General features: G+C 52.7%; 21 protein-coding genes and 1 tRNA gene. 16 read left to right on the top strand and 6 right to left on the bottom strand.

What is annotated here, in order from left to right:
* Position 1 precedes the first annotated feature (1 nt).
* From IAD09_06290 to IAD09_06250, 9 genes are all read left to right on the top strand, one after another.
* Positions 2 to 1117 carry a hypothetical protein gene (locus IAD09_06290; protein ID HIT81830.1) on the top strand — a complete coding sequence of 372 codons (1116 nt, stop codon included), beginning with the start codon at positions 2 to 4 and terminating at the stop codon, positions 1115 to 1117.
* 11 nt (positions 1118 to 1128) lie between these two features.
* Complete coding sequence (locus IAD09_06285) at positions 1129 to 1914, top strand: hypothetical protein (protein HIT81829.1); 786 nt, start codon at positions 1129 to 1131, stop codon at positions 1912 to 1914.
* Positions 1915 to 1950: 36 nt separating this feature from the next.
* A complete protein-coding gene (locus IAD09_06280) occupies positions 1951 to 2496 on the top strand; it encodes a hypothetical protein (GenBank protein ID HIT81828.1) in 546 nt (181 codons plus the stop codon).
* 9 nt (positions 2497 to 2505) lie between these two features.
* Positions 2506 to 3036: a hypothetical protein gene (locus tag IAD09_06275; protein ID HIT81827.1), complete on the top strand. Its 531-nt coding sequence runs from the start codon at positions 2506 to 2508 to the stop codon at positions 3034 to 3036.
* Positions 3033 to 3443 (top strand): hypothetical protein, encoded by a 411-nt coding sequence (locus IAD09_06270; GenBank protein ID HIT81826.1) that lies wholly within the window; start codon positions 3033 to 3035, stop codon positions 3441 to 3443. Before IAD09_06275 ends, IAD09_06270 begins: the two co-directional genes overlap by 4 nt.
* Complete coding sequence (locus tag IAD09_06265; protein ID HIT81825.1) at positions 3440 to 3934, top strand: hypothetical protein; 495 nt, start codon at positions 3440 to 3442, stop codon at positions 3932 to 3934. Before IAD09_06270 ends, IAD09_06265 begins: the two co-directional genes overlap by 4 nt.
* A gap of 204 nt (positions 3935 to 4138) precedes the next feature.
* Positions 4139 to 4777 (top strand): thymidylate synthase, encoded by a 639-nt coding sequence (locus IAD09_06260; protein HIT81824.1) that lies wholly within the window; start codon positions 4139 to 4141, stop codon positions 4775 to 4777.
* A 3-nt stretch (positions 4778 to 4780) separates the two neighbouring features.
* Positions 4781 to 5635, top strand: coding sequence for a DNA adenine methylase (locus IAD09_06255; protein ID HIT81823.1), 855 nt, complete (start codon positions 4781 to 4783; stop codon positions 5633 to 5635).
* Positions 5636 to 6164: 529 nt separating this feature from the next.
* A complete protein-coding gene (locus IAD09_06250) occupies positions 6165 to 7088 on the top strand; it encodes a hypothetical protein (protein HIT81822.1) in 924 nt (307 codons plus the stop codon).
* A gap of 182 nt (positions 7089 to 7270) precedes the next feature.
* On the opposite strand, the gene IAD09_06245 is transcribed toward IAD09_06250, so the two are convergent.
* The 3 genes from IAD09_06245 to IAD09_06235 form a co-directional block, all read right to left on the bottom strand.
* The gene (locus IAD09_06245; protein ID HIT81821.1) at positions 7271 to 7864 is read right to left on the bottom strand and encodes a TetR/AcrR family transcriptional regulator; all 594 of its coding nucleotides are present in this window, start codon (positions 7862 to 7864) and stop codon (positions 7271 to 7273) included.
* Between the two features lie 10 nt (positions 7865 to 7874).
* Positions 7875 to 12086, bottom strand: coding sequence for a 2-hydroxyacyl-CoA dehydratase (locus tag IAD09_06240; protein HIT81820.1), 4212 nt, complete (start codon positions 12084 to 12086; stop codon positions 7875 to 7877).
* A gap of 218 nt (positions 12087 to 12304) precedes the next feature.
* Positions 12305 to 13186, bottom strand: coding sequence for a patatin-like phospholipase family protein (locus IAD09_06235; protein ID HIT81819.1), 882 nt, complete (start codon positions 13184 to 13186; stop codon positions 12305 to 12307).
* Between the two features lie 155 nt (positions 13187 to 13341).
* Between IAD09_06235 and IAD09_06230 the strand changes: the two genes are divergently transcribed.
* Positions 13342 to 14520, top strand: a complete 1179-nt coding sequence (locus IAD09_06230; GenBank protein HIT81818.1) for a multidrug effflux MFS transporter — start codon at positions 13342 to 13344, stop codon at positions 14518 to 14520.
* A gap of 242 nt (positions 14521 to 14762) precedes the next feature.
* Here the strand turns inward: IAD09_06230 and IAD09_06225 are convergent.
* The 3 genes from IAD09_06225 to feoB form a co-directional block, all read right to left on the bottom strand.
* Positions 14763 to 14833 (bottom strand) — tRNA-Cys (locus tag IAD09_06225).
* A 29-nt stretch (positions 14834 to 14862) separates the two neighbouring features.
* A complete protein-coding gene (locus IAD09_06220; protein HIT81817.1) occupies positions 14863 to 15081 on the bottom strand; it encodes a DUF1206 domain-containing protein in 219 nt (72 codons plus the stop codon).
* Positions 15082 to 15083: 2 nt separating this feature from the next.
* Positions 15084 to 17474, bottom strand: coding sequence for a ferrous iron transport protein B (feoB, locus tag IAD09_06215; protein ID HIT81816.1), 2391 nt, complete (start codon positions 17472 to 17474; stop codon positions 15084 to 15086).
* Positions 17475 to 17682: 208 nt separating this feature from the next.
* On the opposite strand from feoB, the gene IAD09_06210 reads away from it, so the two are divergent.
* The 6 genes from IAD09_06210 (at position 17683) to IAD09_06185 (ending at position 26943) form a co-directional block, all read left to right on the top strand.
* Positions 17683 to 19191, top strand: a complete 1509-nt coding sequence (locus IAD09_06210) for a CotH kinase family protein (GenBank protein HIT81815.1) — start codon at positions 17683 to 17685, stop codon at positions 19189 to 19191.
* Positions 19192 to 19434: 243 nt separating this feature from the next.
* A complete protein-coding gene (locus IAD09_06205; GenBank protein HIT81814.1) occupies positions 19435 to 21009 on the top strand; it encodes a glycoside hydrolase family 28 protein in 1575 nt (524 codons plus the stop codon).
* Positions 21010 to 21016: 7 nt separating this feature from the next.
* Positions 21017 to 21817 (top strand): sel1 repeat family protein, encoded by an 801-nt coding sequence (locus tag IAD09_06200; protein HIT81813.1) that lies wholly within the window; start codon positions 21017 to 21019, stop codon positions 21815 to 21817.
* Positions 21818 to 21917: 100 nt separating this feature from the next.
* A complete protein-coding gene (locus IAD09_06195; GenBank protein ID HIT81812.1) occupies positions 21918 to 23315 on the top strand; it encodes a pectate lyase in 1398 nt (465 codons plus the stop codon).
* Positions 23316 to 23567: 252 nt separating this feature from the next.
* Positions 23568 to 24929 (top strand): TrpB-like pyridoxal phosphate-dependent enzyme, encoded by a 1362-nt coding sequence (locus IAD09_06190; protein ID HIT81811.1) that lies wholly within the window; start codon positions 23568 to 23570, stop codon positions 24927 to 24929.
* Positions 24930 to 25188: 259 nt separating this feature from the next.
* Positions 25189 to 26943: a 1-deoxy-D-xylulose-5-phosphate synthase gene (locus IAD09_06185; protein HIT81810.1), complete on the top strand. Its 1755-nt coding sequence runs from the start codon at positions 25189 to 25191 to the stop codon at positions 26941 to 26943.
* Positions 26944 to 26996: the final 53 nt, after the last annotated feature.

The following is a 26996-nucleotide window of genomic DNA, read 5'->3' as shown; positions in this document are numbered from 1 at the left end:
CATGGCAAAAATCAAGAAACTGAAAGAGAACGGGAGTACCGTCTATCCGGCGACGATACCGGAGGCGGTGGTGGACGTGAACGGCTTCACGCTGGCGTCGTTCATGGACCAATTGCTCGGGGTGCTGTCGAACGGTGACCGCGAGCATCTTGACTTGGCGATGGGCGACCTGCAGTCATCGCTGGGCGAGGGCGTGTCGCTGGACATGTACCTGTCGGAGCTGAACGGGTTCGTCGACAAGGTAAACGCGTTCCTGAATGATGCGGGGGCGTCGGCGGGTGTCATCGACAGCTGGAAGGAGATAGAGTCGTTCCTGGCGGGCATCACCGACACGGAGTCGCTCACGGGGCTGCTGGCCGACACGCTTGCCGCGGCGAAGAGTTATGCCGACGGGAAGGTACAGCAGGGGACGGCCAATGCCGTAACGATGTCGTCGAATGCCGTGGCTGCGGACCGTGTGCTGACTTCGGCCGGAAGCAATAAAACGGCTAAGGATTCGGGAGTGACCCTCAGTTCTCTGGCCAAAACGGATATGTCGAATGTCTCCTTGCAGACACTACTCTCAAAAGGCCTTGCCGGAATACGTGTTCACGAATACACTCTTTCGGGAGATACGTTGCAGAATCTCAACGGGTTTATGAGTGGCATCAGCGTTGGCGACGGGCTATTACACATAGCGAAAGACGAATATGGGTACGCTCCTATTTCTGTTGTTGAAGACCCGACGACGGGAAGTGTGGCCTGTATATTTGTGGCCTCAAACCGCCGCCTTTATTATATATATGCCGATGATGATACAGGTTCGTGGGTATATACAAGCAATTTCATTGCCTCTGCCGCAACAACGTCTGTATCCGGCTTAATGTCGGCCTCCGACAAGGACAAACTCAACGGTATCGAAACAAACGCAAATAATTACAGCCTCCCCGTTGCCACTTCTTCGAAGCTGGGAGGGGTAAAGAGTGGTAATCATATAACAGTGGGTGGTGATGGATCCGTTACAGTAACAAACTCTCAAAAAGCTACAAACGACTCGGCTGGGAATAATATATCCACGACCTACCTGAAAGCCTCGGCCGTTACCGATGTTACCGACTATAAAGAAATAACCCTCTAACCTCGTAAATTATGGCACGAATAAAGAAATTGAAAGAAAACGGCTCCACCATCTACCCGGCGACGATTTCGGAGGCGGTGGTGGACCCGGAGACGGGTGAGAAATGGAGCTCTTCGGGGCTGCGGCACGTCCGTGCGACTGCGTACGGGCGGTATTACAAGTTCCTGTCCATCGCCCGGAACGCAGAAAAAGGTATCGTCCGTTTTTCGATCTCGTCTCCTCTTATGGGGTTTGCCGATTATATGCTGAAATGGCGTTATGAGACGGAGGCGGTGAAGTCGTGCAAGGCGGTCTGTATTTCAGCGACCGGTGCGGAGATGCACGAGAGGGTGAAGCTGGTGCGGACGGGGAATGCCTCGTTCGATGTCTATTTCGAGAGCAACACGGGGAATGACTACCCGTCGTTTGTTTTCCTCGGCGAGGGCGGCACGAAAACGACCAAGGCCGTTACGGGCTTTGCTGTTTCGGTTGTTTCGGCCATTCCTGCGGTTTACGGGGAAAGTTCCTACACCGGCATGGCCTTTGCGAACGCGTCGGACGCGATAAACATCGACAACTACCCGCAGGCAGAGTACGGCACGGTGGTGATATGGTATAACCGGGCGGAGGCCGACGGCGCGCCTCCCGGACAGGAGGGGGTGATCTACCAGACGAAATACCGCTCGGAGCTTGGCGAGAGCGGGAGTACCTATGTCGATTGTCTTACGCAACTCTATGTGGGGAGCGGTGGCATAAAACACCGCACAGCCATCGACTACGACGAAGCCGCCCCGTTCGACGGCATACCTTGGAGTTAGTTATTACGGAAAGTAAAATCATAAAAACACAGAAATATGTACGGTTCACACAACAGCTTTACGGGCTATAAACCGAAACGATGGTGGGGGTGGATATTCCTGCCGTTTGCCCGGTGCCAACGGGCGACCCTCTGGCAGCAGATGGAGAACGGGGCGCGGGTGTTTGACCTGCGTGTGCGCTTCGACCGTGTCGGGAACCTGGTGCCGTGCCACGGGCTGGTAGAGTTCAAGGCCGATGTGCAGGCCGTGGTGTCGCGCCTCGAAGCCTCCGGCTGCTACTACCGGGTGGTGCTTGAAAACCGGTTGGGCAGCCACCGTGTGAAGGCCGACGACCTCGACCGTCTGAAAGCGATGTTTCTCACCCCCGAACATCCGCACTGTATCTATGTGAGCGACAAGAGGGATTGGAACACCACCTTCAACCCGCATGGGCCGGAGCGATTGAAAGAGAAGAACCTGCATGGCGGTGCCGACTGTGTGATTCCCCGCCTGTGGTTGTGGCGCTACCGCCGCGACCGATATCGCCATTCGTTGAACTTGAAGTGCGACGCCGGTACGGTGTACTGGTATGACTTTGTATAGGAGAGGGTGATGATGGAACGGATATTCAACTGGGAACAGTGGCGCATCATCGCCGTCTCGGCCATGAGTCCCGTGCTGGCCTTCCTGACGCCGACACGAGGGTTTGTCTATGCGCTGGTTATCATGTTTGCCTTCAACGTGTGGGCGGGTATGCGGGCCGACGGGGTGTCGGTGGTGCGGTGTCGGAATTTCTCATTCAAGAAATTCAAAAACGCGCTGGCCGAGCTGCTGCTCTACCTGATTATCTCGGAGACGATATATTCCATCATGTTGAACTGTGGCGACGACACGGCGGCGCTCATCGCAATGAAGTCGCTGACGTATGTGTTTATGTATGTGTATGTGCAGAATGCTTTCCGTAACCTCATACACGCCTACCCGGCGAACAAGGCGCTGCGCATTATCTACCACGTTATCCGCTTTGAGTTCAAGCGGGCGCTGCCCGAGAACGTGCAGAAAATCGTGGAGCGCGTGGAGCGGGAGCACGGTGATACGTTGAATGAAGAATTTACAAATAATAACCAGGAGGAAAAGAAATGAAGTTACGACTTGTTAGAAGATTCAAAGGAGACACCTATACAATAGGCTCTTTGTCTGTAAACGGAGAAAAGTTCTGCGATACCCTCGAAGACCGGGTGCGCGACCTTGCCGGAGGTGAGGCCAAGGTGCCCGGTGAGACGGCTATCCCAGAAGGCCGCTACAAAGTTATCGTGAACCGTTCTCCAAAGTTTGGCCGCGACCTTCCCCGGCTGCTCGATGTGCCGATGTTTGAGGGTGTGCTTATCCACCGGGGCAACACGGCGGAGGACTCTGCCGGGTGCATATTAGTGGGGGAAAACAAGGTGAAGGGTAAGGTTATCAACTCGACGCCCTACGAGGAGAAGCTGGTGGCGCTGTGCAAGGCGGCTCTTGCCGGTGGTGAAACCATAGAAATAGAGGTCGTATGAACAAAAGCAAGATAGCCTCATTGATAACCTTTTCCGTTACTCTGCTACTATTCTCATCGTGCCGCACCGGTAGGCAGGTCGTTGTAGTCGAGGGAAAGGATAGTATAAGAATAGAAGAGCGGTTGCGCTATGTGCAAGTGGTCGATACCTTCTTTATGGAAGTTCCGCCACAATCGGCCGAGCGGACGACGGCCGACAGCTCGTCTCATCTCGAAAACGACTACGCCATGAGCGATGCCCGCATCTTGTCCGACGGCTCGCTCTTCCACACGCTCGAAACGAAGCCTCGCACCGACACCCTTACCCGAGAGCTGTCCGTCCAAGCGAAAGATTCGATTATATACCGGGAGAAGGTGGTGCCGCAGCCTGTGCCTATCGAAAAACCGATGGGGTGGTTCACGCAAATGAGATTATGGTTGGGCAACCTCATGCTCGCACTCATAGCCGGTGCGGTCGCTTGGGCGGCCGCCCGTCTCTTTTTGAAAAGATAATAAAGAAAATCCGGGGGAAATGAAAAAAGCCCCCGACCTGTTAGTAGGACGCCAATCACATACTAACACAAAGATGCGCCACAACGCACAGTCGGGGGCTTATGCCTTCTGACCGCGCTGTGGCGCTTTTGTGTGTGCGGAAATTCCGCATCGTATGTGATTGGCAACACAAATGTAAAACAATAAACCGAAAAAAACGATCGAATGAACAAATATTATCAAATGCTGACCCGCATCATCGAAACGGGAAAACGGCAAAGGAACAAAAAAGGCGAAATCATCTACCTGCTCAACGAGAGGTTACACCTTACACCCGCCGACCTACTCGACATTTTCGAGGGGCACAACATCGCCCGCAAAAAACTGCGGAACGAACTCGACCTCTTCATGCAAGGCGAGCGCACCGTGGAGAAATACCGCGATGCCGGTATCAACTGGTGGGATTATTGCGGCCCCGTATTGGTGAACAGTTACCCCACCTATTTGGAAAAGCTCCCACCGCTTATCGAACGGATAAACCGGGAAAAACGCAACAGCAAGAACTACGTCCTCTTTCTGGGCGCCACCGGTGCGGAAAGCAACCAAGCCCCCTGCCTGAGCTTAGTGCAGTTCCAGATCGATGATGGCCGGCTGGTCGTGTCGGCCTACCAACGCAGTTCCGATGCAAACCTCGGACTGCCCGCAGACATCTACCACCTCTACCTCATGGCCCGGCAGATAGACCTACCCCTTGGGTCAATCACCCTGAATCTCGGGAATGTCCACATCTATGAAACCAACCGGGAAAAAACCCGCGAACTGCTCTCGGGAAATGAAAATGTAAAGTTTGAATTAAATGTATAAGCTATGAAAAAACTGTACCTATCCGCGCCCCTTCCCTTTGTGGGACAGAAACGAAATTTTGCAAGAGCGTTTATCGAGACGTTGAAACACTTCGACGATGCCACAACCTTTGTCGACTTGTTCGGAGGCTCCGGCCTGTTGTCTCACATCACCAAACATTGCCGTCCGGACGCGACCGTCGTTTACAACGATTTCGACGACTACCGCCGTCGCATCGAAGAAATTCCCCAAACGAACGCCCTCCTTGCCCAAATAAGGGCTCTGGCCTCCGGGGTCAAACGACATCAACGCATCACCGGGGACATTCGAGAGAGTATCTTTGAATGTATAGCCGCGGCCGAAAACAGCGGCTATGTCGACTACATCACCCTGTCGTCATCGCTGATGTTCTCCATGAAATACAAGTTGTCCCTCGAAGAGATGCGCAAGGAGGCGTTGTATAATAATGTACGCACGACAGACTATCCGATTTGCCCCGACTACCTCGAAGGTCTTACCATTACAAATTGCGATTATAAAGAGCTCTTTGCTCGTTACAAAGACGTTCCGGGTGTCGTGTTCCTTGTCGATCCTCCTTATTTGAGTACGGATGTCACCACTTATTCGATGTATTGGAGGCTGTCCGACTACTTGGATGTGCTGACCGTTCTGAATGGCCACTCGTTTGTGTACTTCACGTCAAACAAGTCCTCTATTGTGGAGCTTTGCGAATGGATGGATAAGAACCGGACGTTGGGCGACCCCTTTGAGGGTTGCGTGAAATCCGAGTTTAATGCGCACATGAATTATAACTCCAAGTACACGGACATGATGCTGTATAAGAGGCATGATACGCCGCACACAAGTTCTGCCGCGTGATATAATGCCGTAACAATGGCATTAGAACAGCGTTGAAACATGGCATAACATTCCTTTTATTTGTTGTAAAGTTAATGATTTTTGCGAGATAGCCAAAAGTTGGGACAATAAAAAAGCACTGGAAAAGTATATTTTTCCAGTGCTTTTTTATTGAGTTTGAAGGGGAGAAAAAGGATTGACAGAGGTACGTTTCGTTTTGTGGATTGGAACATTTTGTTTTGAAACACCGGAACATTTCGTTTTGCGGATTATACCTATAACAATCTGCGAGGCAAAGCTATAATAAAAAAAGCATGCTCCGAGCATCGGCGGCCTTTTTATGCCGACAAAAAGCAAACACATTATAAATCAACACTTTTTATATCAAGAAGTCCCTTTTTTATCGTTCTATTCAAAAGAAATCAATCTATCTGCAAGCGGCATCATTCCCCCCACACACCGAGAAGCAAGTGAAGGCACCCAACAAAATCATCGCATTTTTCCTCGCGGAATCATAAACTAAAATGTTTTTTTCGCTATCTTTGTCGCAATGCTTGCTATAACAAAACACATCGAATATCTGCTGACCGAGCACGACTGCGTGTTGATACCCGGCTTGGGAGGATTTGTCCTGCAAGACCGGCCGGCACGCTTCTCGACAGAGGAGAACATATTCTATCCACCGACACGCTCCATCGTCTTCAACCCAACCCTGACCTACAACGACGGCCTACTGACCGCCTCTTTCATGAGAGCGCAACACATCAGCTACGAGCAAGCATCGCAATGCATCGAGCAAGAGATAGCGACACTGCATGCCTTGCTCCAAAAAGCGGGGAATCGCGTCGCTTTTGGCAATCTGGGTTGTTTCCTCCTGACCGGAGACAACACCCTCACATTCGAGCCATCGCCCGATTATCTTCTGAACCTCAACCACTTCGGATTACCCACGCTCTCGTTGCTGCCGGTCAAAGAGCTGACAAGCAGCCGCAATGTGGCGTCGGAAAAAGCGGAGACCCGCATCGAGACCGAAGAACGGGTCATTCATTTCACCATTCGCCGTCGCGTCTTCAACCGTGTCATGGCAGCCGCCGCCCTCCTGCTGCTCCTGCTGGTAACCTCAGTACCTTTTGCCACAGCACCCGAAGCCGACCAAGCCTCCCTCACCCCGACCACCCTCACCGATGAAGTCAACAACCGCGTCGCCGAAGGCGAATATCTCATCGTGGTATCGACCCTCACCGACCGGGAAAGCGCCCTCCTGCAACTGCAAAAGTTCCACAACAACGGTGTCACCGAACCGATATACCTTTTCGAAGACGGTCGCCGTGCCTACCTCTACACCCACTCTTTCACCCAACGCAAAGAGGCATACGTCTACCTGCAAAAACAGTTGGCCGGGGAGACCCCATTCCCCGATGCCTGGGTCATGCGAGCCGGCAAAAGCACAACGGCAAGCCCCGTCGTGAAATAGTGGTTTTCCACGATCCATAACAAGACATCAGGAATCCTCCAACGCGCCCATTACAAGGAACATCTCCTTCAAAAATCGGAAGATGAAATTCAGGACATTTCCAATGCCGATAAACCCGAATAAAACGAAAGGGCCTCTCCCCTGCACTACACGGGAAAGGCCCTCCTTGCAGAATAACAGGTCTACGGTTGAAGCAAGTGGCGCATCAGCGAAAGCATGTTCGGCTTCCACTCCTCCTCCAAGAATTTCCGATACGCGCCCGGTTCCTCAAAGAAAAGATGGGTCAACATGTTCTCCGTCAAAAACGGGAACGTCATCTGGCTGTAAAAAGTACCCATCTCCACCGGAAGAGAAACCCGTCGGATATTCCCCTTTTCCATCTCATCGAGCAACAATTCCAACAACAATTTCAGGACATGCTCAGTAGGGAACTTTCCTATCAGGTTCAAAAAATTATCGATGTCGCGATGCATCTCCCCCACCACAAAACGGGGCAGATTCGGATTTTCGATAAAAACGAGCATATAAGCATCAATCAACCGCTCTACCTTATCCATAAAGGGGCAATCGGCCTTGATTATACCTTCGATTTTAGGCACGAAAGCGTCGAGAATGGGAGCGGCAACAGCCTGAAACATGCGTTCTTTGGTGCGGAAATAATAATGCAGCGTCGGGCGGTTGATGCCCACCCGGGCCGCAATGTCGCTCATGCTGGTCATTTCATACCCCTTTTCCAGGAAAACCTGCTTGGCCACCGCTATAATTTTTTCTTCCATAGGTGTCGAACTATCCGTTTTTATTTTCTATCCCGTTGATAAACAAAAGCATGCGATTGGTAACATTCACATCGCTCACACCACTATCAAAGTCCAAAGATAACAAATTCATCTGAGGATACAACTCTTTGATTTTCTTTTCAACGCCTTTGGACACGATATGGTTGGCAATACAACCGAACGGTTGCAGGCTGACGACGTGGGTTATGCCCCGACGCGCCATCGAAACCACCTCGGCCGGCAACAACCACCCCTCTCCAAACTGGGCATACAGGGGAATGACCTCCCGGCCGGCTTGCGCCAACTCGAAGATGTCGGGGAACGGGGCAAACAGCGGAAATACCGATGCGACCCGGTTGTATTTCTCCATACGACGATGCACAAGCGCATAAAAGCCGCGAAGGAGAGAATCGGACATTTTATGGGGAGATAGATGGTTTTCACTGTTGACTGGCCGATTGACAAACGATTGCAAGAAAAACTCGGTGAGGGTGGGCGGTACGACCTCGACACGCCGCCCGACCAGCCAGGCCGAAAGATTCTTCTGTGCGAAAGCATGGAATTTCAGGAAAATCTCACCTACGACCCCGACCTTCGGGAGTTGTATCGACACATCGGTCGCCTCTGCAAAACAACGCGCGGCTTCGGCCGTAAGGTCGAGCAGCTCGCCGGGTTTGTTACGTTCTATCGAGCGGCAGGCCCTTTCGAGGAAACCATCGCGCAACTTCGACACCGACCCGGGGACTTTCTCCCTGACTACCGCCGCATAATAAAACTTGGCAATGCAGTCGGAGAAGAGAACCGCATCGAGTGCCATCGGAAGTATTTTAAGCCAGTCGACCCGAAAGCCGGGTTGCGGATTGTCAAAAGCATCACCCCAGGAAACCGACACCACCGGCACCTCGGCAAATCCGGCATCGACAAGCGCTTTTTTTATCAGGGCCAAATAACCCGTTGCCCGGCACTGCCCGCCGGTTTGCGTCATGGCCACCGCCGTCTCGGCCGGATTATAACGTTTTTCCTTGAACGCCTTCACAATATCGCCCACGACCAAGGTTGCCGGATAGCAAACCTCATTGTTGGCATAGCGCAAACCATAATCGGCCGCCACGCCGTCGCTCATGGGAAGGACTTCGACATCATATCCCAAAAGTCGGAATATCGAGGGTATCAAAGGCGATATGAAGGGGGTGAAATAAGGAACAATGATTTTTCGGGAACGGTCGGCCAGCGTATAGGGCGGCGTAGTGACACAGGAGGTGTGCTGCGCCGACAACTCGGGCTGCATGCGGAGGCTCTCGATGAGCGAGCGCACCCGCAACCGTATGGAACCGATGTGGTTGACATCATCGATTTTCAACAGCGTATAGCTCTTCCCATGACGATGCAACAACTCTTTCACCTCATCGACAAGAAAGGCATCGGGCCCACAACCGAACGAGGTCAGTTGCACAAATTGCACCTGACTTCCCTGGCTGGCGACCCACCGGGCGGCAGCCAAGATGCGATTGGGATAGGCCCATTGGGAGATGAACCGGGAGTCGGTGGCGGAGTTTTCCTCTCCCCGCACGACATCGTCGGTAATCACATCGCCCCCCATCGAGGCAATCATGTCGGAGATTTTATGCTGCACCAGTTTATCGGCATGGTAAGGCCGTCCGGCCAGGAGAATGGTCAGCCGGCCTCGCGAACGGTTCTCCGTCACCCGCCGCTTCATCGTCGAGGCCAGTGTCGTCACATAGCCCTGCTGCGCCTCCATGGCCGCCGCAAAAGATTTCTTGATGACGCGGGAAGGGACTCCGAGCGAACGGAGGTAATCGGAACATTGACGGAAGAGCGCTTTCTCGTCCTTGAATGTGATTGCGGGGGCATCGAGCGGCACGGAAAGGGGCATCACACTTTTGCACACCTCGGTGTAGCCCGAAACAACCGGACAATTATAACTGTTGACACGATGCATGTCGTCTTGCCGTTCATACACGACAAAAGGGAAGAAAATGCGGTCGACCCGTCGGTCGCACAACTCCTGCAAGTGACTGTGTACCAATTTGGCCGGGAAACAAATATTGTCGGACATCACCCAATGGGCCGATGCTTCATAAGCCGCATACCGGGAGGGGGAAGAAAGAACGACCCGCATTCCGGCCGAGGTGAAAAGAGTATGCCAGAAGGGATAATCTTCATACATGTTGAGGCAACGGGGAATACCTATCGTCAACTTTCCCTCGTCAAGTGAGGGCCGATCAAAAAGAAGTTCAATCTTTTCATCATAGGTGTTCACTCCTTTTTCGGCCGCTTCACCCCGGTTGGAAAAATGTTTCTCACATTTATTCCCCGAATAGTAAGAACGCCCGCCGGAAAAATCGTAACGGGTTATGCGGCAACGGTTGGCGCACCCGGCACACGATGTCTGCCGGGTAGAATAAACCGCCCCCTGCATCAAACTTTCGGGCGTAACAATGCAACCGGCATGTTCCGTGTGTTTGGCATACCAAGCACACCCATAAGCCCCCATCAACTCGGGGAAATTGCTTCGCGAGACCCGCTTTCCCGTGAGTTTTTCAAAAGCCCCCACCACCGCATCGTTGCGCATCGTGCCTCCCTGCACGACGATATGGTCGCCCAGCTCAGAGAGGTCATTTATTTTCAATACTTTATAGAGGCAATTCTTGACCACCGAATAGGCCAAACCGGCTGCAATGTCGCCGACGGTAGCCCCTTCACGCAAGACCTGTTTCACCTTGGAGTTCATAAACACGGTGCACCGGGTACCCAAGTCGCAAGGGTGGAGCGCCAAAGAGGCCAAGCGGGCAAAGTCGGGCACGGCATATCCCAACGAACGGGCAAAGGTCTCGATAAACGAGCCGCACCCCGATGAGCAGGCTTCATTGATTTCCATACGCGTCAACACCCCTTTGTCGACAAATATCGCCTTCATATCCTGGCCGCCGATGTCGAGAATAAACGAGACCCGTTCATCGAAACGGCGTGCTGCCAAGTAATGGGCAATCGTTTCGATAATACCGGCATCGAGACCGAAAGCCGCCTTTATCAGTTCCTCACCGTAGCCGGTGACACAACTCCCGAGAATATGCAACGACACGGCATGAGCCTCGGCCTGGGCCTGCATCGAGGCAAGCCCCTCTTTCACGGCCAGTACCGGATTTCCGTTGTTGGGTGCGTAATGGGTAAACAGCACCTTGTCGTCGTCGGCAAGCAGGACGATTTTGGTCGTCGTAGAACCGGAGTCTATACCCAAGTAAACATGCATCACCCCGCTTCGCCATTGTGCCTGCTCGATTCTCCGGGCAGAATGTTCCTGTTGCCAAAGGTGGTAGGCCGACTCATTTTCAAAAATCGGTTCCATGGAAGATTTCACTGCCTCGGCATGTGCTTTTTGGCGCCAAACGGCCGCCCACTCATCAAGCGGGCGGTAATCAACGACATCGGGCGACAAGGCCGCGCCCCATGCGGGAATCAAATGACTTTGTTCGGGGACGACCCACTGACCGGGTGTCAAATGCAAATAATCGACAAATGCCTTGCGCAAGGCCGGCACGAAGGTGAGCGGCCCTCCACAAAAAAGCACCGGCAGAGAAAACTCGCAACCACGCGAAAGGGTGACTATCGTCTGCACGGCCACGGCATGGAACACCGAAGCTGCCACATCGGCCTTGTCGACATTTTTGGCCAAGAGGTTCTGCACATCGGTCTTGGAAAAAACGCCACACCGGGAGGCTATCGGATATATCGTATGCGCCTGTAAAGCCAAATCGCTCATTTCCTCGACCGGAACCCCCAGCAACAAAGCCATTTGGTCGATAAACGCACCGGTACCGCCGGCACAGTTGCCGTTCATGCGCAAATCGGCCGGCTTATCCTTGTGCAGGAATACCACCTTGGCATCTTCGCCCCCAATATCAATTATCGAACTCACATGGGGAAATTGTCGCGACACGCATTGCGTGGCAGCGACCACCTCCTGCACGAAAGGTATGCCGCAACGCTCGGCAACGCCCAATCCGACACTGCCGGTCATGACCAACGTGCACGATGCACCCGGGAAACGGTCGCACAACTCCTCGAAGAAATTGTCCAATAAAGCCTCCACGGCTGCCTGATGACGTCGATAACAGGTATATACGGTATTGCCTTCACTATCGAGAACGACCATCTTCGCCGTCGTAGAGCCAACGTCCAGACCGACTCTGTATCTCTCCATTCTATCTTCTTTTTTGAATTTTCATATATGTCTGACATATATGTCAGACGCAAATGTAAAACTTTCCTCTCATGCAGCCGCGAAAGCATCATTTACTTTAACTTTTTTAGTCAAGCAGGAAAAGCATGGTCTCTCCCCGTACGCCTTCAAAAGGGATTGCCGGGAAACGACACCACAGCCATCGCCGCCAAGTCACGACGGGAGAGGTGGCACGACACCTAACGGTCCAATGCGCGCACGGCGGCCAAACGCCCGGCCTCTATGATTTCTCTGGCATGGTAGAAAGCGAGAATACCGTAAGAAGCCACAGGCACCTCGATGAGCAAATGAGGTTTGTAAAGTGCGACCGTGAGACGCGATATGCGCTCAATCATCATATCGGAAGCCTGCATCAAGCCGCCATCGTATGACCTGTCGGTCGTTATCCTCGTCTCCTGCCGTTCCGAATCGGGCATAAACGTGCGCTTCAACCACTCGACAAAAGCGGAATCTTCCTCCTCCCCCGCCTTTACCTGCCGTTGCACATGGACCGGCTTGGCGGCATCGGGCACATTCACGTCGACGGCAAAGAGCTTGTCGCCACGACGACGATGCACCCGGTTGACGGGTAATGGATTGAGGATTCCACCGTCCATCAATACCATGTCGGACTTATGTACCGGGCGGAAAAATGCCGGCAACGAAATCGAAGCCCGAATGGCCTCGAACAGATTGCCGCTGTCGAAGACAACCTCCTTCTCGGCCAGCATATCGGTGGCTATGGCCGAAAAAGGTATATCGAGGGACTCAATGGGCCTATCGGGAACAAACTCTTTGAGCGTGGAGATGATGCGCTGCCCCTTGACCATGCCATCGAGCCGGAACGAGAAATCGAGCAACTGAAACAGGCGCAACTTATCAATATCCAATACCCACTCCTTGAATTCGGACAGCTTGCCGGCGGCAAAAATTCCACCCACCAAGGCACCCATGGAGGTTCCGGCAACAGAGGTTATTTCATATCCACGCGAAAGCAACTCCTCGATGACGCCGATGTGCGCCAATCCGCGTGCACCGCCACTGCCCAATACCAACGCTATCTTCTGTTTGTTTTTCTTCATCGCACACCTGTTTTTGGGTTTTAAAATTAATGATTCTCGCAACACGCCACCTTGTGCCGAAGAGGCGATTTAACATGATTAACCGTTTTTTTTATCTATTGACAGATTGTTTGAAACATTTTTGGGAATTTTGCGCCAATTTTTAAATGACCCTCATGACACAAACATTACCCGACCAACAAAATTCCCGCATTTTCATATTACTCTTCATGAGCATGTTGTCGGCATTCGGTCCCTTTGTCACCGATTTCTACCTGCCGGCACTTCCCCAACTCGTCAACAATTTCGACACGACCACCTCGTTGGTACAACTCACCCTCACATTCAGCATGTTGGGGCTGGCCACAGGGCAGATGATTATCGGCCCGCTCAGCGACAAGCTGGGCCGTCGCACCCCCCTCATCATCTCATTGATATTGTTTGTCATATCGACCGTGGCCTGCCTGTATGCCAACGATATACACACATTTATCGTGTACCGCCTCATACAAGGTTTTGCAGCAGCCGGAGGCCTTGTCATCTCACGCTCCATCGTCACCGACCTCTATGCCGGCAACGCATTGGCCCGCACCTTCTCCCTCATGGCCGCCATCAACGGCATTGCACCGGTAGGTGCGCCGGTATTGGGTGGCATCATGCTCGAATGGACCGACTGGCGGGGCATCTTCATCATATTGTTGGCCATCGGCATCATTCTCACCCTCATCAGTTTCGGACAGAAAGAGACCCTCTTGCCCGAGAATCGTTTCCAGGGAGGCATTCTGTCGACATTCACGCAACTTGTTCCCGTGCTGCGCAACCGGCAGTTTACCTTCTATCTGCTCATACAAACCTTCGCCATGGGGGTTTTGTTCAGTTACATCGCCGCTTCGCCATTCATATTCCAGCAACACTACGAAATCAGTCCCATGCTTTACAGCATCTGTTTCGGCTTGAATGCCTTTGCCATCATGATCGGGTCGAGCCTGCTCACCCCGAGGTTTTCCAGTGCTACCACAGCCCTGCGGGTGGGAGCCACGGTATTTTTTATCCTGGGACTGTGCGTGGCTGCCGCCCTTGTGGCCGACCTCTCTTTTGCCGTAGTGGAAGGGTTGCTGTTTGTGATGATGTTCTTCTTCGGCATGGTGATGCCCACCTCCACGGCCCTCGCTCTCGACCTCGAACGCAAGAGTGCCGGTAATGCTTCGGCCTTGCTGGGATTTACGCAATTTCTTTTCGGCGGCATCGTTTCCCCGCTTACCGGTATGGGCAATATTCTCATAACGACAGGTATCATCATTGCCCTTTGCTGCGGGGCGATGTATCTCTTCACCCGCATCGCCACACAAAAATAGGGAAACCCCGGCGATGATGCCCATGCAACATCGGCTCACGGGTCCCAATTCTTTCTACCTTAGTAGAAAAGAGCGCGGAGGTACACCTCGCGTTCTTTTTAAATTTTCATTCTTCTCGGGAATGTCTGAAAAATGATATTGGTAAAAACCGGTCTACTATAATTACCACATCAAGGAGGAAGTATATAATCATAGAAAACACAGAAAGGCGCTCATTGTTTGATGAGCGCCTTTCTGTCGTGAGGTTCCTAGCAGATTCGAACTGCTGTAAGTGGTTTTGCAGACCAGTGCCTAACCTCTCGGCCAAGGAACCTTGTTGCTTTTGCGTGGCAAAGATAGAAGTTATTTTTTGATTCTGCAAGCAGATGTGGCGTTTTTCTTTGCAATTTCTTCACGCCGGCCTTCACCCATGCTTCCATCACCACGACAGGAGGCCGATTTACAGCCTTGGCACCCACAGTGACACGACGAAGATTTACCCTTTATCGCGCGAACGATATGGTACACGACATAAGCCGCAACGGCCACTCCTATGATAATAACGATTAATTGCTGTGCCATAATCACACAAATAATTTACCGATGTTGAACACCAAAAACGCAACCACCCAGGCAAATGCCGTATTGTAGACGATGGAGAAAATACCCCACCCCCAACTTCCCGTCTCCTTGACAATGGCGGCAATGCTGGCCAGACAGGGGAAATACAACAGCACAAAAATCAAAAAAGAGATTGCCACCAGCGGCGTGAAGTCGGGAGAACCGGTTTCGGGATTGTTTGCCGTCAGCCTTTCGCGCAACGAAGCGTCGTCTTCTGCCAAATCCGGGTCACCGGCATACAACACGCCAATGGTACTGACGACGATTTCTTTGGCGGCGACTCCCGACAAGAGGGCGATGTCGACTTTCCAATTAAAACCGAGCGGCTCCATGACCGGCTCAACAAGCTGACCCAGTTTTCCCAAGTAAGAATTTTTCTGCTGCATGGCCGCGGTTTCGGTCACCCCGGTCACCGGGTCGACCTGCGGACGAGGATAATAGCTCAAAAACCACACGACCACGGCAGCGACCAAAATAACACCGCCCATCTTGCGCAGATATTGTTCGGCCTTGTCCCACATGTGACGCATGGTGGCCTTCATCGTCGGCACCCGGTATGGTGGCAGTTCCATGACAAAGGGGGTCTCGTCTTTCTTGAAATAAAAACGGCGAAGCAGGCGGGCCGTGAGTATGGCGGCCAGTATTCCCACGACATAGAGCCCCAAGAACACAAAGCTGGCGTAGGCCGAGAAGAAGGTGCCGATAATCAGCACATAGACCGGCAAACGGGCACTGCACGACATGAAGGGATTGATGAGTATCGTGATGATGCGACTACTGCGGCTCTCGATGGTACGCGTGGCCATGATGGCCGGCACATTGCAACCAAAACCCATGATAAGGGGGATAAACGACTTCCCATGCAATCCCACCTTGTGCATGATTTTGTCCATGATAAAGGCCGCCCGCGCCATATAGCCCGAGTCTTCCATGAAAGAGATGAAGAGATAGAGTATGAGTATGTTGGGCAGGAAGACGATGACGCTGCCCACACCGCCTATCACGCCATCGATGAGCAAATCTTTGAGAGGACCCGGCGACATGAACCGCTCAATAAAGCCGCCCAACGCGTTCACGCCCGACTCTATCCACTCCATGGGATAGGCACCGAGCACAAAGGTCGCTTCGAACATGACCCACATCAAGAAAAGGAATATGGGAAACCCGTAAATCTTGTGGGTCACCAACGAATCGATGAGACGCGTGGTTTTAAACTCATTTCGTTTGCCGGGTACAAGGGTTTCGTGCAGAGCCCCCGAGATAAAACCGTACTTTTCATTGGCAACGGCCGCCTCGACACTTTCGCCGAGCGTATCCTCGATACGCTTGCCTTCTTTGTCGCGCAAGGCAATCCAATGTGCATAAGAGGGTTCATTCGACAAAATGTGTTCCATCTCCTTGTCGCGTTCGAGCAATTTGATGGCCAAATATCGGGGCGAAAGCGAATAGACTTCCCGGGCCTCTTTCTTGATGGCGTCTTTAATTTGGGAAATACTCTCTTCGAGCAGTGTTCCGTGATTGACATGTATATGCCGCACGACCGGGTCTTCGCGCTCATAGACCCGTATGATGGTGTCAAAAAGCGTATCGAGGCCCCAGCCGGTGCGCGAAATGGTCGGCACCATGGGGACACCGAGCATCTTCCCGAGCATTTCGTAGTCGAAACGGTCGCCACTGGCCTCCAACTCATCATACATGTTGAGGGCCACCACCATGCGGAGGTCCATATCGATGAGCTCGGTAGTAAGGAAGAGGTTGCGTTCGAGATTGGAAGCCACCACGACGTTTACCACCACATCGGGTTGCTTCTCGACGATGTGGCGCCGCACATAGAGCTCCTCGGGCGTGTAGGCCGAAAGGGAATATGTGCCCGGCAAATCACAGATATTGAAACGGTAGCCCTTATAGTCGAAATGTCCCTGCTTGGCATCGACCGTCACGCCGCTATAATTGCCCACATGTTCGTGCGCCCCCGAAGCGACGTTGAAGAGAGAGGTCTTGCCGCAGTTGGGATTGCCCACCAACGCAATGTTTATCACCTTGCTCGACCTGTCGGCGGCCTTCTGCATCTGCATCTCCTCATCGACTATGAGTTCGCCGGCACCGACCGGCAGTTCGGTACGAGCCTCTTCGAGGGTCATTACCTCGATGAGTGCGGCTTCGCTACGGCGCAGTGACACCTCATAGTCGAGAATCTTATATTTTACGGGATCCTTCAAAGGGGCATTGAGCAAGACCTTCACCTTCTTGCCCCGCACAAAACCCATTTCGATGATACGCTTGCAGAATGCACCGTAACCCAGCACTTTCACGATAACAACTTCTTGACCGGTGGGAACTTCGGAGAGCCGCATAGATTTTCCTCTTTTTATGATGTTGACAAATTCTCCACAAAAGTCGTTATTTATTTTCATTCTACATAATAATCCGTCCATTTTATTTATACGGAATATAAATAATCGGCCAAATCTTTCATTTTTAGCATTATTTAAGCAAAAATCATTTACACAGCCAAAACACTTTTACATCTTTGATTATTTATTATCTTTTTATACTACTACCATGAAAAAATTTCTTCTCATTGCAAGCCTCATCTTGCTATCACAAGTAAATCGAGCTGCCGCCCCGGCCGAAACAACGACCCGTACGGACACAATACCCTCCTATTCGGGGACAATTCCCGTCATGTTCATCACGACCGTCGACAGCGTTCCCATCGTTTCGAAAGAAGATTATGTCGATGCAACCTACTACCTCGAAACATTCGGCCTCGAAGGTTACGAACCTTACGGAACAAAAGAGGAACAACTCCCACTCGAAATCAGAGGGCGCGGAAATTCTTCCTGGACCAATGCCGACAAAAAGCCCTACAAACTGAAACTCGGCTCCAAAACACCCCTCATGGGCATGCCCAAGAGCAAGCACTTCGTTCTCCTGGCCGAGGTCGGCACATACACTCAATTCCTGTCCGAAACGGCAGGCATGGAGTTGGGACGCATGATTCAACTCACATGGACTCCCGAAATAAGACCCGTAGAAGTAGTCTTGAACGGAGAATATATCGGATTCTACATCTTGGCTCAAAATGTACGCGTAGACAGTGACCGCGTAAACATCTATGAGCAACCCGACGAAGCGACCGACTCGGTAGAGATTACCGGAGGCTGGCTTGTGGAGATAGACAACTACGACGACCCGTATCAGATACAATTCGTCGGGAAAAGCGGGTATCGGATACGCGTGACCCACAAGACGCCCGAAGTCGTTTCGCCGCAACAACAGAATTACCTGATAGAGCAAATGACGATGCTCGACTCTCTCATCTGCGACGAAGACAGCACGTCGACCGAATGGGAAAAATACATCGACATCGACTATTTGGCCCGCTACTACATTGTGCAAGAGATTATCGATAACGCCGATGCCTTTCACGGAAGTACATACCTCCATAAAGAGCAAGGCGCCGACCAGAAATGGATATTCGGCCCGCTGTGGGACCTTGGATATTCTTTCTGGCGAAACAAAGAGAGTTTTGTCTATGAAGGGAGCAATTACCCTAATTTGGTATGGATAAAAGAGATAGCCCGCTACCCCAATTTCCAAAAGAAAGTGCGCGAAATATGGCAGGAATTTTATCCCGAGAAATACGACGAGATTTATGACTTCATCGACCAATTCACCGCTTTGTGCCGGCAGGCCGACAAAGCCGACGCCCTGCGTTGGCCGCAGTACAACAAAGGAGATACCGACTCAAAATGCGGCAAACTGAAATCGATGCTGAAAAAAAATACCGATTGGCTTCAAACGCAATGGGGCACCTCTCCCGGCGGTGTAAACGACATTCGGAATGACGCCGACAAGATGCAGATAAAGATTGAAAACGGTCTGCTGCATGTGCTCTCCAATCAAGCAATAACAAAAGCCACGGCGTCTGATGTCACGGGGCGCAACTACTCGTTGAAACAGGTCGGCGACAATATCTTTGAAATGCCCCAACAACTGCATTTCTGCATCATGACGTTCACCACCGATGACGGTCGCACGATTTCCATCAAACAGATTATCCAATAGCCGAGACGTTACACCCTTTCAAAGCCTCCTTCGTAAAAGGAGTTTTTTTATGTATAATCCATACTTCACAATAGGGGTGGCAGAAAACAAATTATCCTTAAAAACTCAAATCGGTCGATAAATAGGCAAGAAAAGTTTCTGTTTTACACATATTCTCCCTATTTTTGTAATGCTTAAAAACAAGGCGCCATCACCCCAAAAGTTCTTCAAAAACAGCTTTATCCATTTATTCAACCCAATACCATGAAAAAAGCCCTATTTCTCACAGCGACACTTTTCTTCTTTACCCAACTCGTATCTGCCGCCCTCGACGTTCGCTCCTTCGGAGCCAAAGGCGACGGACAGACCCTCGACACCCGGGCCATACAGGCTGCCATCGACTCGGCCTCGGCCTGCGGCGGAGAAACCGTTGTCCTCACCCCCGGCAAATACCTGAGCGGCACCCTCGTCCTGAAAAGCAACGTAACCCTGCACATCGAACGAGGAGCCACGCTGTTGGGGAGCACACAATTCAGCGATTACCCGGCGTATGAGTCGAGCTACGTTTCTCACATCAAACGATATTCCAACCGTTCGCTCATCTTCGCCGAAAAGGTCGAGAACATAACGATTTGCGGCGAAGGCACCATCGACGGGCAAGGCTCCCTGAAAAACTATCCCGCCACCGAGACCGAGACCCTCATGGGCATCACCCGACGCCCCTACCTGCTGCGTGTCATCAGCTGCAAGAATGTCACACTCAACCACATACATTTGCGCAACTCCCCGGCATGGACCCAACATTACCTCGACTGCGAAAATGTCTTCATCGACGGCATCGACGTCTATAACCACGGCAACTACAACAACGACGGCATCGACATCGACAACTGCCGACAGGTGCGCATCGTCAACAGCCACTTCAACACCGACGACGACGCCATCTGCTTCAAGACGACCAATGCCACAGGTCGGTGCGAAAACGTGGTGGTGGCCAACTGCGTCATTGCCGCCAACTGCAACGCCATGAAGTGGGGCAGCGAAACCAACGGCGGATTCCGCAACTTCTCGATTACCAACTGTGTCTTCCGCCGCGCCGACGAACCCACGATTTACGACCGTCCCCACCGCACGCTCGGCGGACTTGCCATCGAAACGGTCGACGGCGCTCTGCTCGAAAACTTCAACATCAGCAACATCTCGATGTATGGGGTGATGACCCCGCTCTTCATTCGACTGGCCAACCGCGGACGCAACTATTACGACGGCGGTCCCTCTCAACCGGCAGGAACCCTGCGCAACGTGCACATAAACAACCTCACCGCCACCATGCACGGGTTGGTGACCAGCTCCATTACCGGCCTTGAAGGGCACCCGGTCGAAAACGTCACCCTCACCAACGTGCATCTGATATGCGACGGCGGCGGCTCGGCAGAACATGCCCAAAACCGCAACTTGCCCGAACGCGAAAAGGAATATCCCGAGACCCTCATCTTTGCCGATGCTCCCGCCTCGGGGCTCTATGTAAAAAATGCCCAGGGTCTGCGCATACAAAACTTATGTCTCGAAGTGCGGCAAGCCGACCCACGCGCGTTGCTCTTCATCGAACAGACCGACGATGCCGTTCTCGACGGTATCACACTCATCAACCCGGCCGCATCGTCCCAACTCATTCTGCGCAACAACAGCGACATACTTGTCGAGAAACTGAGAGAACCCGGCAAGGAAACGGCCGAGGGAATTACCATAGAAGGCAACGACAACCGGAATATCGACATCGAGAAAAACTGTCCGGTGCGATTTGCCGACCAAGCTACCAAGAAATGTTTACTCAAATAGTCGCATTATGACAAAATCGTCGTTCTCATCGTGGGCAGCCGGCCTCCTTCTCCTCGGCACCCTGCTCTTTGCCGGCACGGTGGCAGCCCAGGAGCCGGCCATCGGCGAATTGACCCGCAAAGGCGAAGAGGCATACCTCGCCAAGAAATACAAAACGGCCGTCGAATATTTCACGACGGCGGCAGAGCAAGGCGATGCCCAGGCTCAATACCGGCTGGGGGAATGCTACTACTTCAAAAGAGGAGTCAAGCGCAACTACAAAAAGGCCGTCGACTGGTGTGAGAAAGCCGCCGAAGAAGGAATAGGCGGAGCGCAATACATTCTCGGAGCCTGCCATTTCAAGGGAAAAGGCACGGAAAAAGACTTGGACAAAGCATTCCTTTGGTTTACGAAAGCCGCCCAAAACGGGATTGTCCAGGCACAAAAGGAGGTCGGTTCATGCTACGCCAACGGCTGGGGTACCGAAGCCAACGACTCGCTGGCCGCGCAATGGTTCGAAGTCGCCGCCAAACAAGGGGAAGCCGAAGCCCAATTCATACTCGGAGCCTGCTATTACGACGGGAAAGGCGTCGAGAAGAATCTCGAAAAAGCCTTCTTTTGGTATCGAAAAGCCGCTTATCAGGATTTGGCCGAAGCCCAATACTTCCTGGGCATGTGCTACTACTCGGGCGAAGGAGTGGAGCAAGACAACACCCAATCGGCACACTGGTTGCACAAAGCCCTCGAAAACGGGTTGGACGGAGACCGTGGCACCTTGGCCCGCGACATGATAAGACGCATCGAGCGCCCCTCCTCCACACTCCGATGACAGAGGTGGCAAGCACCGGTAATCATCACCTGTGCGACGACCGGAACCGGCTTCCTGCCATTCCACGTTATAATAATAAGAAGAGCCTCACTCTATTTTTATGAAAAACATCTTCCCCGCTCTATTGCTGCTATTCAGCATGGGGAGCATAAGCCAAGCCCAGCCCCTCGCCTTTCCCGGCGCCGAAGGATATGGGAAATACACCACCGGCGGACGGGGCGGCAAAGTCATCACCGTAACCAATCTCAACGACAGCGGCCCCGGCAGCCTACGCGATGCCGTAGAACAGAAAGGTGCCCGCATCATTGTTTTTGCCATCGACGGAACCATCGAATTGAAATCGCCCTTGCGCATCAACAACGACAGCATCACCATCGCCGGGCAATCGGCCCCGGGCGACGGTATCTGCCTGAAAGATTATCCGCTGACCATCAATGCCAGCAACGTCATCATACGTTACCTGCGCGTGCGTGTGGGCGACCGTTACCAACGCGACAGCGACGGCATAGGAGGCGGTCGTTACGGACAGAAAAATGTAATTCTCGACCACCTCTCTGCCAGTTGGAGTATCGACGAGTGCCTGTCGATATACAAGACCGAGAATCTCACCGTGCAATGGTGTCTCATCTCGCACAGCCTGAACCACTCGATACACACCAAAGGAAGCCACGGTTTCGGCGGCATTTGGGGCGGATACAAAGCAACGTTCCACCACAACCTGCTGGCCAACCACGCGAGCCGCAACCCGCGCTTTGCCTCGGTCGACGGTACCAAATGGGTCGATTACCGCAACAACGTCGTGTATAACTGGGGGTATAAAACCGCGTATGGCGGAGGGCACCACGGCGAGATAAACCTCGTAAACAATTATTACAAACCGGGACCGGCCTCGCAACACCACCGACTGCTCGACGTGGCCGATGACGGGACCGGACGCTACTATGTGGCCGGCAATGTCATGGAGGGCGACACGGCCGTGACTTTGGACAACCTTGCCGCCATCGGTGACCGTCCGGGAAAGAGCTATACCCCCGATGCAAAAAACAGCCAGAAAACGCTCGGCATAGCTCCCGATGCCGTTCCCACGCCGGGTGAGGCAAGTGCTTCGTGCATCGTCTCCACCCCATTCCCCTATGAACCGATAGAAGAAGACAGCCCGGCCGAAGCCTACCGCCGGGTATTGGCCATCGCCGGGTGCAGCCACGCCCGCGACAGCTACGACAAGGCGGTCATCGAGCAAGTGAAAAAGGGTCTCGGGACATTCGGCACCAACGGCATCATCGACACGCCCACAGATGCCGGCGGCTGGCCCAAGTTGAAATCGAAAAAGCCCCGCAAGGACAGTGACGGCGACGGTATGCCCGACCGCTGGGAAAAACGTCACGGGCTCAATCGGCACGACCCGAGCGATGCCTCGGCCTACACGATAAGCCAGGAATATACCAATATCGAATGTTACCTCAACAGCCTGGTCGGCAAGAATTTTTCTACAAAATAAAATTTTTTTCTGCAATTTGTTGTAGAATTGAATTTATTTTTCTACTTTTGCCTCAAAGAAAAAACGAACGACATGCATTCGACATACGCAAAAAATTGGCAAGGTTGGCGTCACTTACACCCCCGATGGTCGTAAGACACAACCTCCATATCCCCATATAAGAAGGTTTGTCACGGCCGTGACAAACCTTCTTTTTTTGTATTTACCCCATGCTTATTATCTAACAATATCTCATAATAAATCAATGTAACAATGGAAACAAAAAAATTTTTACTGCAAGAAAAAGACATTCCCACGGCATGGTATAACATCGTCGCCGACATGAAGACGAAACCCCTGCCCCCCTTGAATCCTCAGACCCATCAACCGATGAAAGAGGAAGATTTCTATCCGCTCTTCGCCAAAGAACTGGCACACCAGGAGATGAACCAGACCGATGCCTGGATAGAGATACCCGAACAAGTGCGTGACATGTATAAGATATGGAGACCGACCCCCCTGGTACGAGCCTACGGCCTCGAAAAATATCTCGACACCCCGGCCCACATCTATTTCAAAAACGAAAGTGTCAGCCCGGTAGGTTCCCACAAACTCAACTCGGCCATTGCACAAGCCTATTTCTGCAAAAAAGAGGGCGTAACCAATATCACCACCGAGACCGGTGCCGGCCAATGGGGTGCCGCACTCTCCTTTGCCGCCAAGGCTTTCGGTCTCGAACTGGCCGTGTATATGGTAAAAGTGAGCTACCACCAGAAACCCTATCGCCGCTCCATCATGCAGACATTCGGTGCCCAAGTCATCGCATCGCCCAGTATGAGTACCCGTGCCGGCCGTAAAATCCTCACCGAGCACCCCAACTACCAAGGCAGTTTGGGAACCGCCATCTCCGAAGCCGTGGAACTGGCCATGCAGACGCCCAACTGCAAATATACGCTGGGCAGTGTGCTCAACCATGTGATGCTGCATCAAACGGTCATCGGACTCGAAGCCGAAAAGCAGATGGAAATGGCCGGAGAATATCCCGATGTGGTTATCGCCTGCTTCGGTGGCGGTTCGAACTTCTCGGGCATCTCCTTCCCCTTCCTGCGCCACAAGCTGAAAGAAGGGAAGAATCTCCGCGTCGTTGCGGCCGAGCCGGCCTCCTGCCCCAAGCTCACCCGCGGTGTCTTCCAGTATGACTTTGGCGACGAAGCCGGATACACGCCTCTTATCCCCATGTTCACGCTGGGACACAACTTCTCACCGTCGAATATCCACGCCGGCGGTCTCCGTTACCACGGAGCCGGCTCCATCGTAAGCCAGTTGCGCAAAGAGGGTCTCATGGAAGCTGTCGACATACCCCAACTCGAAACCTTCAAGGCTGCCACCATCTTTGCCCAGGCCGAAGGCATCATTCCCGCGCCCGAGTCGTCGCACGCCATCGCAACAGCCATTCGTGAAGCCGAACAAGCCAAACTCGAAGGAAAATCAAAAGTCATTCTCTTCAACCTCTCGGGTCACGGTCTCATCGACATGGCAGCTTACGACCAATACATCGCCAACGACCTGCAAAACTACGAAGTCACCGACGAAGAAGTGGCCCGCAACATTTCGCAACTCGAAAAAATCATCTAATCCACAGGTCGCAACTCTTGCCCGGCCGCAGGAGGTAATGACCGACCTAGCCAGAGAACGGCACCCTGTTCGGGGTGTCGTTCTCTGTTTTTTGGGGTAAAATCAGTAATCGGGGTAAAAATCGCCGTAAAAAATATTGGCCGATATACCGGAATGAGACTTATCTTTGCCGACGCATTGAGGCAACGACTCCGTGTTCGGGAATGATACTTACCGAAAAAACAAAAAAAGATTCTATTCACAAAAGATTACTTAACCCATGTTCCTAAACCAAATCCACTCTCCCCAAGACATCAAACGACTCTCCTTGTCACAACTCGAAGAGCTGTCGCAAGAGATACGACAAGCCCTGCTGGCAAAGCTCAGCGTTCACGGCGGACACGTCGGTCCCAATCTCGGCATGGTCGAGGCCACGATTGCCCTGCATGTCGTGTTTGACTCTCCCCACGATAAAATCGTCTATGACGTTTCGCACCAAAGCTATACCCACAAAATGCTTACCGGTCGCGCCGAAGCCTTTCTCGACCCGGCCGAATACGACTCCGTAACCGGATATACCAACCGGCAGGAAAGTGAACACGACTTCTTCACCGTAGGACACACCTCGACCTCGGTGAGCCTGGCCTGTGGACTGGCCAAGGCCCGCGACCTGAAAGGCGAACGGAGAAACATCATCGCCGTCATAGGCGACGGCTCCCTCAGCGGAGGGGAAGCCTTCGAAGGGCTGAGCAATGCAGCCGAAGCCGGCACCAACATGATCATCGTCGTGAACGACAACGAAATGTCCATCGCCGAAAACCACGGCGGACTGTACCAAAACCTGCAACTGCTGCGCGAAAGCCACGGTGAAGCCCCCTGCAACTACTTCCGATCGCTGGGTCTCGACTACGTCTATGTCGAGGAGGGCAACGACATCGCCACCCTCATCGAGACATTCCGTCGGGTCAAAGACTGCCCGCACCCGGTAGTCGTGCACATACACACCCTGAAAGGGAAGGGTTACGCCTTGGCCGAACAGGAGAAGGAACGTTTCCATTGGAGCCTGCCGTTCGACCTCTCGACAGGAGAAGTAAACGTTTCTGAGGAGGAAAAAGACTACGACGAACTCACCGGAGCCTTCCTGCTCGACGAAATAGGCAAGGATCCGCGAGTCGTCGCCATCACGTCGGGTACTCCTGCCGTATTCGGCTTCTCACCCGAACGCCGTCGCAAAGCCGGCCGGCAGTTTGTCGACGTGGGCATTGCCGAAGAACACGCCGTAGCACTGGCTTCGGGCATCGCTGCCGGTGGAGGCTGCCCCGTATATGGCGTGTACAGCTCTTTCATACAACGCACCTACGACCAACTCTCGCAAGACCTCTGCATCAACAACAACCCGGCCGTCATCTGCGTCTTCGCCGCTTCGGTATGGGGCATGAACGATGTCACCCATCTCGGGCTATTCGACATACCCATGCTCTCCAACATACCCAACCTGGTCTATCTGGCACCGACCTGCAAAGAGGAATATTTTGCCATGCTCCGTTGGGGTATGCGGCAAACGAGCCACCCGGTGGCCATTCGCGTGCCGGGCAACGGCGTGATATGCAACAACGCACCCGTCGATGCCGATTACGGCGACCTCAACCGCTACAAGGTCATGCAACAGGGCGACACGGTCGCCATCATCGCCGCCGGGTCATTCTACCAATTAGGCGAAACGGTTGCCCAACAGTTGCACGAGCAACAGGGAATCACCCCTACCCTCATCAACCCGCGTTACCTCACCGGCACCGACGACAAAATGCTCGACAGCCTGAAAAAAGACCACCGGCTGGTCATCACGCTCGAAGACGGCATTCTCGACGGAGGTTTCGGCGAGAAAATAGCCCGATTCTACGGTGACAGCGATATGAAAGTGCTCAATTACGGACTGCGCAAAGAGTTTGTCGACCGATACGACGCCGGCGAATTACTCTCGGCCAACCGTCTCACCGCCCCGCAAATCGTCGAAGACATCGCCACCGTACTGTAAGACTTTTCTCTTTATATGCAGACAAAGGGGCAACCATTCTCTTGGTTGCCCCT

Origin of the sequence: Candidatus Caccoplasma merdavium (assembly GCA_018715595.1) — a bacterium.
Taxonomy (GTDB): domain Bacteria; phylum Bacteroidota; class Bacteroidia; order Bacteroidales; family UBA11471; genus Caccoplasma; species Caccoplasma merdavium.
This window is presented reverse-complemented; position numbering and strand designations above follow the sequence as displayed.